Origin of the sequence: Bradyrhizobium sp. UFLA03-84 (genome assembly GCF_002289535.1) — a bacterium.
Taxonomy (GTDB): Bacteria; Pseudomonadota; Alphaproteobacteria; order Rhizobiales; family Xanthobacteraceae; genus Bradyrhizobium; species Bradyrhizobium viridifuturi.
This window is the reverse complement of sequence record NZ_NSJY01000005.1, coordinates 166,590-182,775: the sequence shown is the minus strand read 5'-3', so window position 1 is coordinate 182,775 and position 16,186 is coordinate 166,590. Positions and strand designations below refer to the sequence as shown.

Genomic DNA, 16,186 nt, shown 5'->3' with positions numbered 1-16,186 from the left:
TCTACGGCCCCTGGTGAACTTCCTGCGGCCGCAGCTTCTCCACCTTGCCCTGGGTTTCGACCAGCAGTTGCTTCATGAAGTCCTTGTTGCGCTTGAGCCAGGGCTCCAGCGTTTGCCGCACATCGCCCGGCGACTTCTTCTCGATGGCCTGAGCGAGCCGGGTCTGAAACGTCCCCCAATCCTTGAACATTTCCTTCAGGAGCGCATCGTCGGAGATGTTGATCGTCGACTTGATGTCGCCGACGGTTTCGAGCTCGCGCATGTTGCCCTGTCGCAGGATCGAATCGAGGTTTTCCAGGCATTCGTGGTAGCGCTGCAACAGGTCGTCCCATCGCTTGGCGCTGAAGTCATCGTCGAGGTCCTCGACCGCGTTGTAGAGCGGCTCGAGAAACGACCATCGGAAGCGCCGCGCCAGTCGCAGCAGGATCGACAGGAACACGATGTCCTTCGGCATGTTCTGCGCGACCATCAGCCTTGGATCCTCGCTGAACGGCGGCATCGGCACGAAGATGATGACGACCGAGAACGGCGTGTTGTCGAGATATTCGAGCCGGGCGATGACCGGTTGATACAGCTTCAGATCGCGGAAGATCGGACTGAGGACCTGCTCGCGGCTTCGCCGGCTGGCAACATCCACGTCCGAGAACGAATTCGCGACATAGCTCGTCAGCTCGTCGAGCCAGGCGCCGCTGTCGTAGCGGTTCTGCGCGCTGAGCAGGTCCTCCCAGTCGAGGCCGGCCGCATCGGGACCCGACAGCAGCGTGGTGGTGGCGGGATCCGCCTCCAGCCTGGCATCCGTCAGGAATCCGCGCGCACGCTCCGCAGGCGGCAATGCCTTCAGCGCATCGGCCTTCTGGCGAAACGACAACTCGTCGCTGAACACGACGCGGAGCCGCAGGCGAAACAGCTCTTCCGGGCGGGTGATTTGCATGAACTGCGCGTGCAGGTCCTTCACCGCCTCGTTGAAGTCGCGCGCGTGATTGGCGTTCAGTTTCGGCCGCAGCGGCACCGGACCGAAGGTCGGCCGGACGAACAGATCCTCGAGAAACCGCCGCACCTCGTCGTCGCCGATCCCGTAGAACTCGTTCTCCGCCAGCATCGGAAACGAGGGCGAGCTATCGACCGAGAACCACAGCACCTTCGACGTGAGCTTCAGTGCGCGCTTGTAGCCGTCGAACTGGGAAATCTCGGACGCGCACCACGTCCAGTTATGTTCCGCGTTGGTATGGATGAAGATCAGGCAGTCCGCCTTCGCCGTGTTGTCGATCATCCATTGGCGCCATTCCGCGCCGCCGGGAATCTCCTCGCACACGTAGCATTCCACCGAACGCTGTCCGTCCAGGCTGCTGAGATATTCGAGCCGAGCCTTCAGGAGGCGCGCGAGAAATCTGTCTTCGGCGCGATGGCTGATAAACACCGAGAAATCGTTTGGCATGGCAAAATCCGATCTGCATGAATTTCTATGCGACGGCTGGCCGTCAATCATCGGCCGGATGCCGCGGCTGCACGTCTCGCCGCGCACCGATGATAACCCGTCTGTGAAATCTGCGATCGCCGGCCGAGAAAAAGAAAAACCGCCTGCCAGTGAAGTATCTCACTATACCTTAGGATGTATCATGTGCAGAATGCGCAGGGGCCGGCGTGCGATGCTCGTCCTGCTCCGAATGTACTGACTAAAATTTTTCGAAACATCAGCCGATGTGTCGACGATGAGCACATCGCTTCATTGCATGCCCCGGCGCCGTACGCTCGCGAGGGCGACCAATTGAGCCTTCGGCCGTGATCGGCCGGCCGTGTCGAGATCAGCAACAGTCATAGTCGGAGGGCCAGCCGTGCCGAAGACCAAGCAGCAGCATCTCGACCGGGACGCCGGGCCGAAGCGGATATTGGCGCTCGATGGCGGCGGCATTCGCGGCATTCTGACGCTCGAATATATCGGCGCCATCGAGGCGATGCTGCGCAGGCGGTACGGCAAGGATGACCTGCTGCTCTGCGACTATTTCGACCTGATCGGAGGCACCTCGACCGGATCGATCATCGCGGCCGGGCTTGCCTGCGGGATGACCGTGGACGCCTTGAAGAAGCTCTATCGCGGAATCGGCACGGACATCTTTCAGGAGTCGTTCTGGCGGCGGGGCCTGCTGGCGCCGAAATTCGATTCCGATGCCCTGCAGCACGCGCTCGATGCGCAGCTCGGCGCCGACACGGCGCTCGGCGGCGATCACGTCCGCACCGGCTTGATGATCATGACCAAGCGGCTTGATACCGGCAGCCCCTGGCCGCTGCACAATCATCCAGACGCGACCTACGCCAGGCAGGATGGCGCGTTGCGGCTGACGGAAGTGGTTCGCGCCAGCACTGCCGCCCCAACCTATTTCAAGCCCGAGGAGATCAAGATCTCCGCGCGCGACGGTCACACGGTCAGCGGCGCCTTCGTCGACGGCGGCGTCAGCCCGTTCAACGATCCGGCGCTGCAGCTATTGATGCTCGCGGCACTTCACGGCCATGGTTTCCGGTGGCATGGTGGCAAGGACGAGCTCCTGCTGATCTCGGCGGGGACCGGCGTCTTCAAGTCGACATTTTCGACCGACCAGATCGTCCACATGCCGGCGGCGGAGCAGGGCGTGCGGTCGCTGCAATCGCTCATGGACGATTGCGGACGGCTCAATCACGGCATGCTGCAATGGTTGACGAACTGCCTGACGCCATGGCCGATCGATCGCGCGGTGGAAGACATGGCGGCGGACAGCCGGGGCGGGCCGCAACTTGCGACCTATGCGCGCTACAACGTATTGCTGGAGACGGGCTGGCTGAAGACGACGGTCGCCATCGACCGTACGCCGGAGGCGCTTGCCAAGATCGCGGCGATGGACGACCCGTCCAACATGGACGAGCTCGCCGAGATCGGAGCGCTCGCCGCGAAGGTGCAGATCAGGCCGGAACATTTCCCGCCGGCCTTCGACATCGTTTGATGCCTCGTAGCGCGGTGTCCTGACACTCGGTCCCGGCTTCGACAGGAGATTCGCCTTCAGCTAGGTTTGTCATCGAGACACAATGATCCAATCATTAGTCGGGTGTCACGATGACCACGGAACAACGCGCCGGATCGCCCAACATAGTGGTTCTCTTCAGCGGTCACATGATCGATGCGCCAGATCGAAAAACGCCACGCTTTCCGCCGGACAGGGAGCCTGTCGCGGCCGCTGCGATCGCCGATGCACTTGCGAAGATCGGCGTCGCCGAAGGCGACCTCGCGATCTGCGGCGGCGCTTGCGGCGGCGACCTGCTGTTTGCGGAGGCTGCTCTCGCGCATGGCATGGGGCTTGAGATCTACATCCCGTTCGACGAGCCGACCTTCCTTGCCGGCTCGGTCGATTTCGCCGGCGGCAATTGGCGCGCGCGCTATCTCGCGGCGAAATCGCGCGCGGTGCTCCATGTCATGCCGGACGAGCTCGGCCCGCTGCCGGCCGGCGAAAACGCCTATGAGCGCGACAATCAATGGATGCTGCAGCGGGCCGCCAGGTTCGGCGGCAAGAAGCTCGCCTTTGTCTGCCTGTGGAACGGCGAAGGCGGCGATGGCCCCGGCGGCGCCAAGCACTTGATGGATGAAGCGGGGCGCAAGACGACGTGGGTTTACTGGCTGGATACGAGAAAATTATGGGACTGAAGGAATTGCAGGATGCCGTCGTGTTTCATGATCATGCCCTACGGCCGCAAGCCGACCCAGGCGGATTCCAAGCTTGGTCCGGCCGAAATCGATTTTAACGCGCTGTGGGATCGCGGCTACGTTCCGGTGATCAAGGAGCTGGGCTATGAACCGGTTCGCGCCGACCAGGACACCGGTGCGCTGATCGTCGGCCAGATGCTGGAGCGGCTCTATTTCGCCGATCTCGTGCTGGCGGACATGACGATCCCGAACGGCAACGTCTATTACGAGGTCGGCATCCGCCATGCGGCGCAGAAGACCGGCTGTGTTCTGCTTGCCGCCGACTGGTCGAAGCAGCTGTTCGACGTCGTGCAGATGCGCACCGTGCGCTACCCGCTCCCCGAGGGCAACATCTCCGACGACACCGCAGCCGGCCTCCGGCCCAGGATCAAGGAGGGCATCGTGTCGCTGCGTGACGGGCTCTCGCCGATGCCCCAATCGATCCCGGGCTACCCGGAAGATGTCGATCCGACCAAGGCGACGACGACCAAGGAGCAGCTTGCCGAACTCGCGACGTTCCAGACCAAGGTGCGCGAGGTGCGTGCCGCACCGCACGCCGAGCGCATGCAGCGCGCGCAGGCGCTGATCGCCAGGGATGGGAGACCGCCCGCGACCTATCCGATTGCGCTCGCCTTGCTGCTGCTATTGCGCGACAGCGTCGACAAGACCACGGACTGGAACAGCGTCCTCGACTTTGCGGCGGGCCTTCCGGCAAAGTTCAAGGACGTCCCTGAAATCCAGGAGATCCGTGAATTCGCCGCCGCCTATGCCGGCAACAATCTCCAGGCCATTGCGGCGCTCGAGACGCTGATCAGGAGGGCGGGGCCGACACCCGAGCGGCTCGGTCTGATGGGCGGTCGCTACAAGCGCCTGGCAAGGGCAGCGACGCTGGCGACAGACAAGCGGCAAGCCCAGGCGAAGGCGATCGAATATTATGAGCAGGGCATGCAGCTCGACCTCAACGCCTATTATTGCTCGAGCAACCTGCCGCGGCTCTATCGCGCGCGCGCCCGGGCTGGCGACGAGGAGCGCGCGCAGACTGCATTGCGGCTGACGATCGCCGCCTGCGATCGTGCGAGACTGCTTCAGGTCGGCGACGAATGGACGCGTCAGACCTTGCTCGCCGCGGCTTTCGACCTCGGCGATCCCGACAAGGCCGACGAACTGGCCGACGCGGTGATCGATGAAGGCCCCGCAGCGTGGAAGATCGACAGCGTGCTCGGTGATCTCGAGGCCAGCGTCACGCAGGTCACCGACGCCGCAAAGCGTGCGCGATTGTCCGTCGTCATCGACAAGATCAAGGCGGCCTGATCGCGCAGCTCTGCTGGCGTTCACGTCAGCCGAGCCGCATCGACAGTTCGACGTCCTCGCCGAACGGCGTCGAGATGTAGCCATTCGCCGGCGAGCGCACCCGCGCCAGATAGTCGGGGCTGTAGTCGGCATTGTCGGCGACGACGAAGGCGCCGGGCTTCAGGCGGCTCTCCACGAGATCGAGGATATCGGGATAGAGCGCCTTGGCGCCGTCGAGCAGCACGAGATCGATCGCATCGGGCAGGCCGGAGCGCAGCGTCTCGAGCGCATCGCCCTCGCGGATCTCGACCAGGTCATCCAGTCCGCCGGCGACGAGATTGTGACGGGCGCGCACCACCTTGGACTGCTCGAACTCGCTGGTGATCAGCCGGCCGTCGCCGCCATTGTCGCGCAGCGCCGCGGCAAGATGCAGCGTCGAGATGCCGAACGATGTCCCAAATTCGACGATGTTCCGCGCCCGCGTGCCGCGCGCCAGCATGTAGAGCAGCGCGCCGGTCTCGCGCGAGACGGCGAGCGGCACATTGTTCAGGCGGCCGTAGAGCGCGCGGTAGTCGGTCCTGCTTCGCATCAGGCGGGTCCGTTCCCCGTCGGAAAGGTCGGCCACCGCGAGCTGGGTCTCCTCCACCGCGGCGGAGGCTTGCGCGAACAGGCGGTCGAGCACGCCCGCGAGCCTGGGTGAGGTAAGGGTGGTCATGTGGGTCTCCAGGTCCAAAAATCGGCGCGTCCTTGCGCCGCGTCAGAAATACGAATAATTAGTCGCATTCGCTAATCGCATTTCCGAAGGTGTCCTTGAGGCGTCCATGGCCAAGCGGCGAAGCTCTTCAATTTCCTCGCGAAAGCAGCCGCAACAGGCCCGCTCGGCCGACCTCGTCGCGGCGATTCTCGATGCTGCTGTTCAGGTTTTGACGAAGGAAGGCGCGCAGCGCTTCACCACGGCGCGGGTGGCCGAGAGGGCCGGCGTCAGCGTCGGCTCGCTGTACCAGTATTTCCCGAACAAGGCGTCGATCCTGTTCCGTCTGCAAAGTGACGAGTGGCGGCAAACCGCCCGCCTGCTGCGCGACATCCTAGAGGATGCCGGGCGGCCGCCATTGGACCGGCTGCGCGCGCTGGTGCATGCCTTCATCCGCTCCGAATGCGAGGAGGCCGCGGTGCGCGTCGCGCTGAACGACGCCGCGCCGCTGTACCGCGACGCGCCCGAGGCCCGCGAGGCGCGAGCCTCCGCCGAGCGCGTCGTCGAGGTTTTCATGCGCGAGGCGTTGCCGAAGGCGTCCGATGCGGACTGCGCGATCGCGGGCGATCTGATCACGACGACATTGAGCACGGTGGGCAAGGATTTTTCGGAGAGTCCGCGAACGCGAGCAGAGATCAAGGCTTACGCCGACGCCATGGCGGACATGTTCTGCGCGTATCTGAGAAGTCTCGGAAAGCGGTGACGGTTCAGAGATAGTGCCTGGCGACCAACAGGAACCCGAGCACGCCGCCCGTCACGGCGAAGACAGTCACGCCATTTCGGAAACTGACGTAGGCGGCCGACCAATAGGAAGCAGTGGTGGAGACGGCCGCGGCTTTTTTCGGTTTCTGAGGCAAGCTGGTGGATTCCTGAAAAAGCGCCGCCACCTGGTCAACACAGGTGACGGCGCCCGTCTGAGGGCTTCAGGGCGAAACCCCGCTTGAGCGTAAGCCGCGATGATGAACGGTTCGTTATACCGCTCGGCGTCGCGCGCCCGGATGTCGGCGCTGAAGCCAAGTTCCCTAGAACTGAGCGTAGGCGTTGCGGAACGCGATGGCGCCGGCGAGCGAACGCGGCCGCGTGCGCACGGCGTGTCCATCGTTGCCGCTCTGCACGATCCACTGGCCGTTCTCATGACCCACGATCTTGCCGACGTGGTGACGCCAGACGACGATCGCGCCGACCGAAGGGCCGCCGGCATTGGTGCCGTATCGCGCCCAGGATCGCGCCAGATTGTATTGCGGGCCCGGGTCGCTGCCGACCTGCGTGCGCATGAACCAGCCGCACCACGCAGCGGGGCGACCGGAATGTCCGTGTGCATAGTGCCGATGATGGTGATGACGGCCGCGCGCTTCGGCAGCAGACGAGGCGAACGCCAGGAGCACGGCGACAGCCGCGAGAGTTTTACGCATTACAAAGTCCTCTTGTTGTTGGCAGACCATCCTTGTTGTGGGGGGAGGCGCAGCGATGATCTGCGATTTGGTTGCGAAGCGACCGCATCGGCCGGACGGCGCAAACAGAGGCGGGGACATGGCCCGCCCAAGCCTTTAAGAAACGGGCTATGGCCAAAATATGGCGGCAATTTCCGGCTGGCAGCCGAGATCTTGCCGAAGGCGCCGGATGTGGGCCTTGCGACGGCGGCGATGTTCTGTGCCCGTCTCAACGGTCTCGCGCGGCGCTGCGGCCATCGGTGCAATTCGCACTGCCTGTAACAATGCGTGACCGCGTTGTCTCTCTGCCCATGCCAATTTCGCGGAGCACCTCAGTCAAAAGCGCCGCGCTTACGCGTCTGTGTATTGACGGCTCCTGAGCGTCGGGACGACACTCGTGCCAACAACAAGCAATGAGCTCGTAGGCATCTGGTCTAAGTTCCCGGAGAGGAAGCCATGTCGAAACGCAGCGACTCGCGCCGCCCAGGCGCGCTCGATCCCGGCCGCCGAAATTTCCTGAAAGGTGCAACGATCGCGGGTGCCGCAGCGCTGGGTACGCCGGCTGCGGCCAACACGGCGATGTCGGCGTCTCCGGAGCCGCGTCCCAGGCAAGCGCTCAAGGCTGCCCCTCCCGGGCCGAGGCTCGCGGCCGCGGACGCGATGCCGCCGCCGGCCGATCCGGTCAATCAGACCTCGAGTGGCGGCGACTTCATGGTCGACGTCCTGAAAACGCTCGACATCGATTACCTCGCGATGAACTGCGCCTCGAGCTTCCGCGGACTGCACGAGGCCGTCATCAATCATGGCGGCAACAAGAAGCCCGAGATCATCACCTGCCCGCATGAAGAGATCGCGGTGCATATGGGCCAGGGCTACGCCAAGATGGAAGGCAAGCCGCTCGCCATGATCTGTCACGGCGTGGTCGGGCTGCAGCATGCATCGATGGCGATGTACAATGCCTGGTGCGATCGTGTCCCCGTCATCGTGATGGGCGGCAACATCATGGAAGCCGACAAGCGCGCGCCGGGCGCGGAATGGCCGCATTCGGCGATCGACCCCGCGGCGCTCACGCGCGACTTCGTCAAGTGGGACGACCAGCCGGCCTCGCTGCAGCACTTCGCGGAATCGGCGGTGCGCGCCTACAAGATCTCGATCACGCCGCCGATGGCGCCGGTGATGCTGTCGCTCGACCAGGAGCTGCAGGAGAACCCGATCGAGAATCGCGACCGCCTGCGGATTCCGAAATTCACCCCGGCGACCCCTCCGCAGGGCGACGACGCGGCGCTGGCGCAGCTTGCGAAGATGCTTGTGGCGGCGGAAAACCCCGTGATCCTGTGCGACCGGATGGCGCGCACGCCGGCCGGCATGCCGCGCCTGGTGGAGCTTGCGGAAACCCTGCAATGCGCAGTGATCGACAATTACGGGCGGATGAATTTCCCGTCGCGCCATCCGTTGAATCAGTCGTTCCGCCGCTCGATCCTGTCGCAGGCCGATCTGATCCTGGCGATGGAGGTCAACGACATCTGGGGCTCGCTCAGCGATTTCCACGATCGCATCGTGCGCACGTCCGAGCCGCGCTACAAGAAGACAGCCAAGATCGTCACGCTCGGCACCCGCGGCCTCTACCTGAAGGCCAACTACCAGGATTTCGGCCGCTACCAGGACGTCGACCTCGACATCACGGGCGACGCCGAGGCCAGCCTGCCAGCGCTGACCGAGCAGGTGAAGCGGCTGGTCGACGAGGGCCGCAAGGCCGCGTTCGACGCCCGCGGCAAGAAGCTCGCGGCCGCCAAGCTCGCCACCGTCGAGCAGGCCAAGCTCGACGCCACGATCGGCTGGGACGCGAGCCCGATCACCACGGCGCGGCTGTGCGCCGAACTCTACAGCCAGATCAAGGATGAGGACTGGTCGCTGGTCGGAACCTCGATCGGCCTCGCATGGCCGCATCGCTTATGGAATTTCACCAAGCCGCATCAGTGGAACGGCGTCGCCGGCGGCGGCGGTGTCGGCTACACCTTGCCGGCCTCGCTCGGAGCCGCGCTCGCCAACAAGCGGCACGGACGATTGACGGTTGCGATCGGCGGCGACGGCGACTTCATGTTCGTGCCGTCGACGCTGTGGACCGCCGCGCACCACCAGATCCCGCTGCTCTACATCGTGCACAACAACCGCGCCTATCATCAGGAATACATGTACCTGCAGGCGATGGCGGCGCGCCACGGCCGCGGCATCACCAATGCCGATGTCGGCACCACGATCAAGGATCCGTTCGTCGACTATGCGACCCTTGCCAAGGGGTTCGGCGTTTATGGCGAAGGGCCGATCAGCGATCCGAATGCGCTGGCGCCCGCGCTGAAGCGCGCGATCGCCATGGTCAAGAGCGGCCAGCCGGCGCTGCTCGACGTCGTGATGGATCAGCGGTGAAGCGGGGGTGGCGGTCATGACAATCAGTCGAACGCTGAAGTGCCTTGCAGCCATCGCCGCGATCGCGGGAGCTTTCGTTGCGGGCGTCGTCGCATCGCGGGCCGAGGACGCGCCGGCCGGCGATCCCGTCAACGGCAAGCGGCTCTATCTCGCCGACGGCTGCTTCGAATGCCACGGCCGCGCCGGGCAGGGCGGCCGCTTCAACTATCTGACACCGGCGCTGGCGCAGATCGCGCTGCCGGTGGAGTCCTTCACCGCGTTCCTGCGCGAGGCGCCGAACGATATGCCGTCATTCTCCGCCGACGTGCTGTCGGACAAGGATGCCGCCGACATCCACGCCTATCTCAGCTCGCTGCCGGGACCGAAGGCGGCCAAGGATATTCCGCCGATCCTGAACTAGTGAGGCAGTCCGCGAGGCGCCGGACTGTTGCGCTCTCGCTCGCGCGCGCTGATGCGAGACGCGTGCGTGTTGGCCATCGCTCGCTTCCGATGACGTAATGCCCCATGGGCAAGCCGCGCCATTCCTGCGCTGAACGTTCAGTAAAACCAAGCACTAAACATCAGGCCGAGCTCGCGCTGGTGTCTTCCGTCATTCGGTATTGCTGCGGTGCGAAGGAATGACCTATGATTGCGCAGGAATCCGGCCTTCACCATCGCCCGTCAGAAACCCGCTTGACGGGTTCCGTAATTTAGTAATACGTTTAGTATTACAAGAACGATAAACATCACGCATCGAGCCGATGTGTGGGAGGAGCCCAGCCATCCGGACCGCAATGTCCGGACGCGTTCCGTCTCGCTCTCCATCATCGCTCATCAACTCGGTTTCGAGATCTCGGCGTCGCTCCGGCAGGGCGCGCCGAGCGGGTCAGGTGCTTCAACGATAGGGAGGAAATGGATTATGCGAACATTGGGATGGTTGCGTAGTACGGCGGCGTCCGCGGTCGTTGCGGTTGCGGCCCTCGGAGCTTTCGGCGGCGGGCAAGCTGCGGCACAAGGCAAGCAGCTCACGCTGTGCTGGGCGGCGTGGGATCCGGCCAACGCGCTGGTCGAGTTGGGCAAGGACTTCACCAAGCAATCCGGCATCGAGATGAAATACGAGTTCGTCCCCTGGACGAGCTACGCCGATCGCTTCCTCAACGAGCTCAACTCCCACGGCAAGCTCTGCGACCTGATCATCGGCGACAGCCAGTGGATCGGCGGCGCCGCCGAGAACAAGTGGTACGTCAAGCTCAACGACTTCTTCGACAAGGAGAAGATCTCGATGGACGATTTCGTCCCGGCGACCGTGGTCGGCTACTCGCAATGGCCGAAGAACACGCCGAACTACTGGGCGCTGCCGGCCATGGCCGATGCGGTGGGCTGGACCTACCGCAAGGACTGGTTCTCGCGGCCCGAGATTCAATCCGCGTTCAAGGCCAAGTACGGCCGCGACCTGGCGCCGCCGAAGACCTATGACGAGCTGAAGCAGATCGCCGAGTTCTTCCAGGGCCGCGAGATCGACGGCAAGAAGGTTTATGGCGCCTACATCTTCACCGAGCGCGGCTCGGAAGGCATCACGATGGGCGTGACCAACGTGCTCTACAATTACGGCTTCGCCTACGACAATCCGAAGAAGCCGTACCAGATGCAGGGCATCGTCAATTCCGCCGACGCGGCCAAGGGGCTCGAGTTCTACAAGGAGCTCTACAAGTGCTGCACCGCGCCGGGCATGACCAACGCCTACATGCAGGAAGGCCTCGATGCCTTCAAGTCCGGCCAGGTCGCGATGCAGATGAACTGGTTCGCGTTCTTCCCCGGCCTCTACAAGGATCCGAACGTCGGCGGCGACAAGATCGGCTTCTTCGTCAATCCGGCCGGTCCGGAGGGTCATTTCACGCAGCTCGGCGGACAAGGCATCTCGGTGGTGGCGACCTCCGACCACAAGGACGACGCGCTCGCCTACATCAAGTGGTTCGCGCAGCCCGCCGTTCAGCAGAAATGGTGGCAGATCGGCGGCTACTCCGCTCTCAAGGCCGTGGTCGACGCGCCCGACTTCCCGAAGAGCGCGGCGTTCGCGCCGCAGTTCCTGGAGTCGATGGGGATCGTCAAGGACTTCTGGGCCGAGCCGTCCTATGCGCAGCTGCTGCTCGACATGCAGAAGCGGGTGCATGACTACGTCGTCGCCGACAAGGGCACGGCGCAGCAGGCGCTGGATCTCCTGGTCAAGGACTGGACCAAGGTCTTCAAGGAGCAGGGCAAGGAAGTCGCCTCCTCGCAGTAGAAGGCGCCAGCACTCCGCCTGAACTGGCTTCCCCGAGCCCATCTCGGGGAAGCCGACCAGCCCAGCCGATGGACACGATGACGACGATCCTGCAACCCGATCATGCTACGATGCCAGGTGTGAGCACGCCTGCCAAATCCCGCGACGCCCGGCGCGTCCGCGGCCTGTCGGACCGGGCCATTGCCTGGCTGTTCGTCGCGCCGACGATCGCGCTGCTGCTCGCGATCAACATCTTTCCGCTGATCTGGATGATCAGGCTGTCGTTCACCAACCTCAACCTCAGCATGTCCTATCTGCCGCTGCGGTTCGTCGGCCTCGACAATTTCAGGGACATCCTCACCGACGAGGACGTCTGGTTCCGGCTGCAGACCACGGCGCAGTTCGTGATCTCGTCGGTGGCGCTGCAGGTGGTCGTCGGCTTCGGTCTCGCGCTCCTGATCAACCGTCAGTTTCGCGGCCACAGCTTCTGGACCACGATCATCCTGCTGCCGATGATGCTGTCGCCCGCGGTGGTCGGCAACTTCTGGACGCTGCTGCTGCAGCCGCAGATCGGCCCGTTCAACTATCTGATCAGCCTGTTCACCGGCGTACCGCCGAGCTCGTTCAGCATGACCGGGCAGGTGTCGCTCGCGCCGTGGACCATCGTGCTGGTCGATACCTGGATGTGGGCGCCTTACGTCATGCTGATCTGCCTCGCCGGGCTGCGCTCGATCCCCGATTACATCTATGAGGCCGCGGAAGTCGATCGCGCCTCGGCGTGGCGGCAGTTCTGGTCGATCACGCTGCCGATGACGGTGCCGTTCCTGATGCTCGCGGTGTTGTTCCGCGCCATCGAGAACTTCAAGATGTTCGACATGGTCAATCTCCTGACCTCGGGCGGGCCGGGCTCGACCACCGAGCTGGTATCGATCTCGCTAAAGCGCGCGGCGTTCGAGAAGTGGCGCACCGGCTATTCCTCGGCGCTCGCCATCATCCTGTTCGTGACCGTGTTCGGCGCCGCCAACATTTACGTCAAGACGCTCAATAAGGTGAAGCAACGATGACCGCTGCCGCCACCAGATCCACCGCGCATTCGATCGTCGAAGCCTCGCCGCGCACCAAGGCGTTCGCCGGCGGCCTCGTCATCCTGTACGCTGTGATCACGATCCTGCCGCTGCTGTGGATCGTCGCCACCGCATTCAAGTCGCAGAGCGACGCGATCGCCTATCCGCCCAAGGTGATCTTCGAGCCGACCCTCGAAGGCTATGTCAACCTGTTCACCGTGCGGACGCGGCAGACGCCGGACTTCATCGCCAAGCTGCCGCCGCCGGAGACCTGGTACGACCAGCTGGTGCGCAAGCGGGACATGGTGATCGCAGGTCCCTCGAAGGTCGTGCCGCGCTTCGTCAACTCGCTGATCATCGGCTTCGGCTCGACCTTCCTCGCGGTCTTCCTCGGCACGCTCGCGGCCTACGCGTTCTCGCGCTTCCGCATACCGCTGGCCGACGACCTGCTGTTCTTCATCCTCTCGACGCGCATGATGCCGCCGGTCGCGGTCGCGATCCCGATCTATCTGATGTACCGGCAGCTCAACCTGACCGACACTCGGCTCGGCATGATCCTGCTCTATACCGCGGTCAACGTCTCGCTCGCGGTCTGGCTGCTCAAGGGCTTCATCGACGAGATCCCGCGCGAGTATGAGGAGGCCGCTTTGGTCGACGGCTATACGCGGCTGCAGGCGCTGCGCAAGGTGGTGTTGCCGCAGGCCGTCACGGGCATAGCCGCGACCGCGATCTTCTGCCTGATCTTCTCCTGGAACGAGTATGCCTTCGCGGTGCTGCTGACCAGCGGTGAGGCGCAGACTATGCCGCCCTTCATCCCCTTCATCATCGGCGAGGGCGGGCAGGACTGGCCGGCGGTTGCCGCCGCGACCACGCTGTTCGTCGTCCCGATCGTCATGTTCACCGTGCTGCTTCGCAAGCACCTGCTGCGCGGCATCACCTTCGGAGCGGTGCGCAAATGAGCGGCGCTGTTGTTGCCAGGAGTGGCGTAGCGCGCTGGTTCCGGCGCGGGCCGTGGGAGGCCGTCGCGATGACCCTGATCGGAGGCGGCATCATCATGCTGGTGCAGCCCTGGTCGATCGACCTCTACAGCTACTCCTTCGTGACGATCCTGGCCGGCACGGTCGGCTTCGTCATCGTCAGCCATTTTCCGGAATAGGGCCATGGCACAGATCCGCATTGAAAACCTGCGCAAGTCGTTCGATCAGTTCACGGCGGTGGAAGGCTCGACCTTCACGATCGATGACGGCACGTTCTTCGCGATGCTCGGGCCCTCCGGCTGCGGCAAGACCACCACCTTGCGCATGATCGCCGGCCTTGAGCTGCCGACCGAAGGCAAGATCCTGCTCGACGGCGAGGACGTTACGTTCCACCGCGCCGCCGCCCGCGACATCGCCTTCGTGTTCCAGCTGTTCGCGCTCTACCCGCACATGAATGTCGGAGAGAACATCGGCTTCCCGCTGAAGTGCCAGGGCATGGCGAGGCGCGAGATCCGCGAGCGGGTGCAGGAGACGGCGCGGATGCTGCGGATCGAGCATCTGCTGTCGAGCAAGACCTCGAAACTGTCCGGCGGCGACCGCCAGCGCGTCGCGCTCGGGCGCGCCATGGTACGCCGGCCGAAGGCGTTCCTGATGGACGAGCCGCTCGGCGCACTCGACGCCGAGTTTCGCCATCTGATGTGCGGCGAGCTGCGTGACCTGCATGATCGCATCAAGGCGACCACGGTCTATGTCACGCACGACCAGCTCGAGGCGATGTCGATGGCCGACCAGATCGCCGTCATGAACAAGGGGCGGGTCGAGCAGATCGGGACGCCGCAGGAGGTCTATGATCGGCCCGCCAGCATGTTCGTCGCCGATTTCATCGGGTCGCCGCCGATGAACTTCCTGCGCTTCGAGGGCGGCCTGCGTTCCGGCGATCGTGCGGTCAGCTTCCACGACACCAGGCTTGCGGTGCCGGAGATCCGCGAGGACCGCGCCAGCGCGCCGCTGGCGCTCGGCGTCCGTCCGGAGCATATCCGCTTCGCCGACGCGGGCGCCGTGCGCGGCGAGGTGTTCGGTGCGGAATATCTCGGCACCACCCAGATCGTCACCGTCGACACGGCCTATGGCCGGGTCGCGGCGCGGCTGCCCTCCAGCGCATCGGTGCGGATCGGCGAGACCATCGGTCTTGAATTCAACGCCGAGCGGCTGGCGCTGTTCGACATCGGCAGCGGCCTTGCGATCCGAACCGCCGTTGGGGAGGGCCTGCGCCATGGCTGACGTCACGCTGCGCAATGTCACCAAGCGTTTCGGCGCAGTGGAAGCGGTCCGCGATCTCTCGCTGACGGTGGGCGACGGCGAGTTCCTGGTGCTGCTCGGACCGAGCGGCGCCGGCAAGACCACGACGCTGCGGCTGATCACCGGATTGGAAAAGCCTGATACCGGCTCGGTCATGATCGACGGGCGCGACGTGACCCACGATCCGCCGGGCTCGCGGGACATCGCCTTCGTATTCCAGCAATACTCGCTGTATCCGCATCTGACGGTCTACGACAATCTGGCATTTCCGCTGCGCTCTCCGGCGCGGCGGGTGGCGGAGCCGATCATCCGCAAGCGCGTCGAGCAGACCGCGGAGCTGTTGCATATCGCCAGCAAGCTGAACAACCGTGCCACCCGGCTGTCCGGCGGCGAGATGCAGCGGGTGGCGATCGGCCGCGCCCTGGTCCGCGATCCCTCGATCTATCTGATGGACGAGCCGCTGTCCTCGCTGGACGCAAAGCTCCGCAGCGAGCTTCGCCTGGAACTCAAGCGGATCCAGATCGAGCTCGGCGCGACCATCCTCTATGTCACCCACGATCAGGTCGAGGCCATGACGATGGCCTCGCGCATTGGCGTGATCAAAGACGGCCGACTGCTTCAGCTCGGCACGCCCCGCGAGATCTACGAAAGCCCGTCCAGCAGCTACGTCGCCTCGCGGCTCGGCACGCCGCAGATCAACTTCCTGCCGGCGCGCCTGCTCTCCGATGTGGCAATGCCGCAGGGAACCGAGACGGTCGGCATCCGCACCGAGCATCTTCAGGTCGCGGCGCGCAATGGCGGGCAGATGGTCGCCCGCGTGCACCGGGTCGAGCACCTCGGCGAGCAGAATCATATTCATCTGGACTATAAGGGCGAGACGCTGGTGACGCTGGCGGATCCGCATCAGCCGCTGCAGGCCGGCCAGGAGGTCGACTTGCATCTGGTGCATCCGTTGTGTTTCGACCGTGCGGGGCAGCGCATTGCCGCGGCGGTTCATTAGAGGGGC

16 protein-coding genes are annotated in these 16,186 nt (G+C 64.3%); 12 read left to right on the top strand and 4 right to left on the bottom strand.

The annotated features are described in order from the left end of the window. Nucleotide 1 precedes the first annotated feature (1 nt). Complete coding sequence (locus tag CK489_RS03625; protein WP_095731339.1) at nt 2-1,435, bottom strand: toll/interleukin-1 receptor domain-containing protein; 1,434 nt, start codon at nt 1,433-1,435, stop codon at nt 2-4. A 397-nt stretch (nt 1,436-1,832) separates the two neighbouring features. Here CK489_RS03625 and CK489_RS03620 point away from each other — a divergent pair, with 397 nt between their 5' ends. From CK489_RS03620 to CK489_RS03610, 3 genes are all read left to right on the top strand, one after another. Continuing rightward, nucleotides 1,833-2,972, top strand: a complete 1,140-nt coding sequence (locus CK489_RS03620) for a patatin-like phospholipase family protein (RefSeq protein WP_095731338.1) — start codon at nt 1,833-1,835, stop codon at nt 2,970-2,972. A gap of 110 nt (nt 2,973-3,082) precedes the next feature. After that, nucleotides 3,083-3,667 (top strand): hypothetical protein, encoded by a 585-nt coding sequence (locus tag CK489_RS03615; protein ID WP_198960822.1) that lies wholly within the window; start codon nt 3,083-3,085, stop codon nt 3,665-3,667. A gap of 12 nt (nt 3,668-3,679) precedes the next feature. Then, entirely contained in the window at nt 3,680-5,017 is a 1,338-nt protein-coding gene (locus tag CK489_RS03610) for a TRAFs-binding domain-containing protein (RefSeq protein ID WP_143278095.1), read from the top strand. 25 nt (nt 5,018-5,042) lie between these two features. Here the strand turns inward: CK489_RS03610 and CK489_RS03605 are convergent, their stop codons facing one another. Further along, entirely contained in the window at nt 5,043-5,711 is a 669-nt protein-coding gene (locus CK489_RS03605; RefSeq protein ID WP_095731335.1) for an O-methyltransferase, read from the bottom strand. A gap of 106 nt (nt 5,712-5,817) precedes the next feature. Here CK489_RS03605 and CK489_RS03600 point away from each other — a divergent pair, with 106 nt between their 5' ends. After that, the gene (locus CK489_RS03600; RefSeq protein ID WP_095731334.1) at nt 5,818-6,450 is read left to right on the top strand and encodes a TetR/AcrR family transcriptional regulator; all 633 of its coding nucleotides are present in this window, start codon (nt 5,818-5,820) and stop codon (nt 6,448-6,450) included. Between the two features lie 4 nt (nt 6,451-6,454). Here the strand turns inward: CK489_RS03600 and CK489_RS40560 are convergent, their stop codons facing one another. Both CK489_RS40560 and CK489_RS42110 read right to left on the bottom strand, forming a co-directional pair. Beyond that, a complete protein-coding gene (locus tag CK489_RS40560; RefSeq protein WP_143278094.1) occupies nt 6,455-6,634 on the bottom strand; it encodes a hypothetical protein in 180 nt (59 codons plus the stop codon). A gap of 135 nt (nt 6,635-6,769) precedes the next feature. Further along, nucleotides 6,770-7,159 (bottom strand): C40 family peptidase, encoded by a 390-nt coding sequence (locus tag CK489_RS42110; RefSeq protein WP_244486277.1) that lies wholly within the window; start codon nt 7,157-7,159, stop codon nt 6,770-6,772. A 474-nt stretch (nt 7,160-7,633) separates the two neighbouring features. Between CK489_RS42110 and CK489_RS03590 the strand changes: the two genes are divergently transcribed. The 8 genes from CK489_RS03590 (at nt 7,634) to CK489_RS03555 (ending at nt 16,180) form a co-directional block, all read left to right on the top strand. After that, on the top strand, nt 7,634-9,601 hold the full coding sequence (locus CK489_RS03590; RefSeq protein WP_095731333.1) for a thiamine pyrophosphate-binding protein: 1,968 nt from the start codon (nt 7,634-7,636) through the stop codon (nt 9,599-9,601). 16 nt (nt 9,602-9,617) lie between these two features. Next, nucleotides 9,618-10,001 (top strand): c-type cytochrome, encoded by a 384-nt coding sequence (locus CK489_RS03585; RefSeq protein WP_095731332.1) that lies wholly within the window; start codon nt 9,618-9,620, stop codon nt 9,999-10,001. Nucleotides 10,002-10,499: 498 nt separating this feature from the next. Next, entirely contained in the window at nt 10,500-11,861 is a 1,362-nt protein-coding gene (locus CK489_RS03580) for an ABC transporter substrate-binding protein (protein WP_095731331.1), read from the top strand. A gap of 110 nt (nt 11,862-11,971) precedes the next feature. Beyond that, nucleotides 11,972-12,904 (top strand): carbohydrate ABC transporter permease, encoded by a 933-nt coding sequence (locus CK489_RS03575; protein ID WP_245350283.1) that lies wholly within the window; start codon nt 11,972-11,974, stop codon nt 12,902-12,904. Further along, nucleotides 12,901-13,863 carry a carbohydrate ABC transporter permease gene (locus tag CK489_RS03570; RefSeq protein ID WP_021076440.1) on the top strand — a complete coding sequence of 321 codons (963 nt, stop codon included), beginning with the start codon at nt 12,901-12,903 and terminating at the stop codon, nt 13,861-13,863. The genes CK489_RS03575 and CK489_RS03570 overlap by 4 nt, the downstream gene beginning before the upstream one ends. Nucleotides 13,864-13,931: 68 nt before the next feature. Continuing rightward, entirely contained in the window at nt 13,932-14,060 is a 129-nt protein-coding gene (locus CK489_RS42865; protein ID WP_371817950.1) for a hypothetical protein, read from the top strand. Between the two features lie 4 nt (nt 14,061-14,064). Next, entirely contained in the window at nt 14,065-15,162 is a 1,098-nt protein-coding gene (locus CK489_RS03560) for an ABC transporter ATP-binding protein (protein WP_095731329.1), read from the top strand. Beyond that, nucleotides 15,155-16,180, top strand: a complete 1,026-nt coding sequence (locus tag CK489_RS03555; protein WP_095731328.1) for an ABC transporter ATP-binding protein — start codon at nt 15,155-15,157, stop codon at nt 16,178-16,180. Before CK489_RS03560 ends, CK489_RS03555 begins: the two co-directional genes overlap by 8 nt. The last annotated feature ends 6 nt before the right edge of the window (nt 16,181-16,186 follow it).

What these genes read in the sequence shown, in the direction of transcription:
- CK489_RS03615 (WP_198960822.1), top strand. Translation starts at nt 3,083, where the DNA reads ATGACCACGGAACAACGCGCCGGATCGCCCAACATAGTGGTTCTCTTC.
- CK489_RS03610 (WP_143278095.1), top strand. Translation starts at nt 3,680, where the DNA reads ATGCCGTCGTGTTTCATGATCATGCCCTACGGCCGCAAGCCGACCCAG.
- CK489_RS03600 (WP_095731334.1), top strand. Translation starts at nt 5,818, where the DNA reads ATGGCCAAGCGGCGAAGCTCTTCAATTTCCTCGCGAAAGCAGCCGCAA.
- CK489_RS42865 (WP_371817950.1), top strand. Translation starts at nt 13,932, where the DNA reads ATGACCCTGATCGGAGGCGGCATCATCATGCTGGTGCAGCCCTGGTCG.
- CK489_RS03605 (WP_095731335.1), bottom strand. Translation starts at nt 5,711, where the DNA reads ATGACCACCCTTACCTCACCCAGGCTCGCGGGCGTGCTCGACCGCCTG.
- CK489_RS03625 (WP_095731339.1), bottom strand. Translation starts at nt 1,435, where the DNA reads ATGCCAAACGATTTCTCGGTGTTTATCAGCCATCGCGCCGAAGACAGA.
- CK489_RS03580 (WP_095731331.1), top strand. Translation starts at nt 10,500, where the DNA reads ATGCGAACATTGGGATGGTTGCGTAGTACGGCGGCGTCCGCGGTCGTT.
- CK489_RS03585 (WP_095731332.1), top strand. Translation starts at nt 9,618, where the DNA reads ATGACAATCAGTCGAACGCTGAAGTGCCTTGCAGCCATCGCCGCGATC.
- CK489_RS03555 (WP_095731328.1), top strand. Translation starts at nt 15,155, where the DNA reads ATGGCTGACGTCACGCTGCGCAATGTCACCAAGCGTTTCGGCGCAGTG.
- CK489_RS03570 (WP_021076440.1), top strand. Translation starts at nt 12,901, where the DNA reads ATGACCGCTGCCGCCACCAGATCCACCGCGCATTCGATCGTCGAAGCC.
- CK489_RS42110 (WP_244486277.1), bottom strand. Translation starts at nt 7,159, where the DNA reads ATGCGTAAAACTCTCGCGGCTGTCGCCGTGCTCCTGGCGTTCGCCTCG.
- CK489_RS03560 (WP_095731329.1), top strand. Translation starts at nt 14,065, where the DNA reads ATGGCACAGATCCGCATTGAAAACCTGCGCAAGTCGTTCGATCAGTTC.
- CK489_RS03575 (WP_245350283.1), top strand. Translation starts at nt 11,972, where the DNA reads ATGCCAGGTGTGAGCACGCCTGCCAAATCCCGCGACGCCCGGCGCGTC.
- CK489_RS03590 (WP_095731333.1), top strand. Translation starts at nt 7,634, where the DNA reads ATGTCGAAACGCAGCGACTCGCGCCGCCCAGGCGCGCTCGATCCCGGC.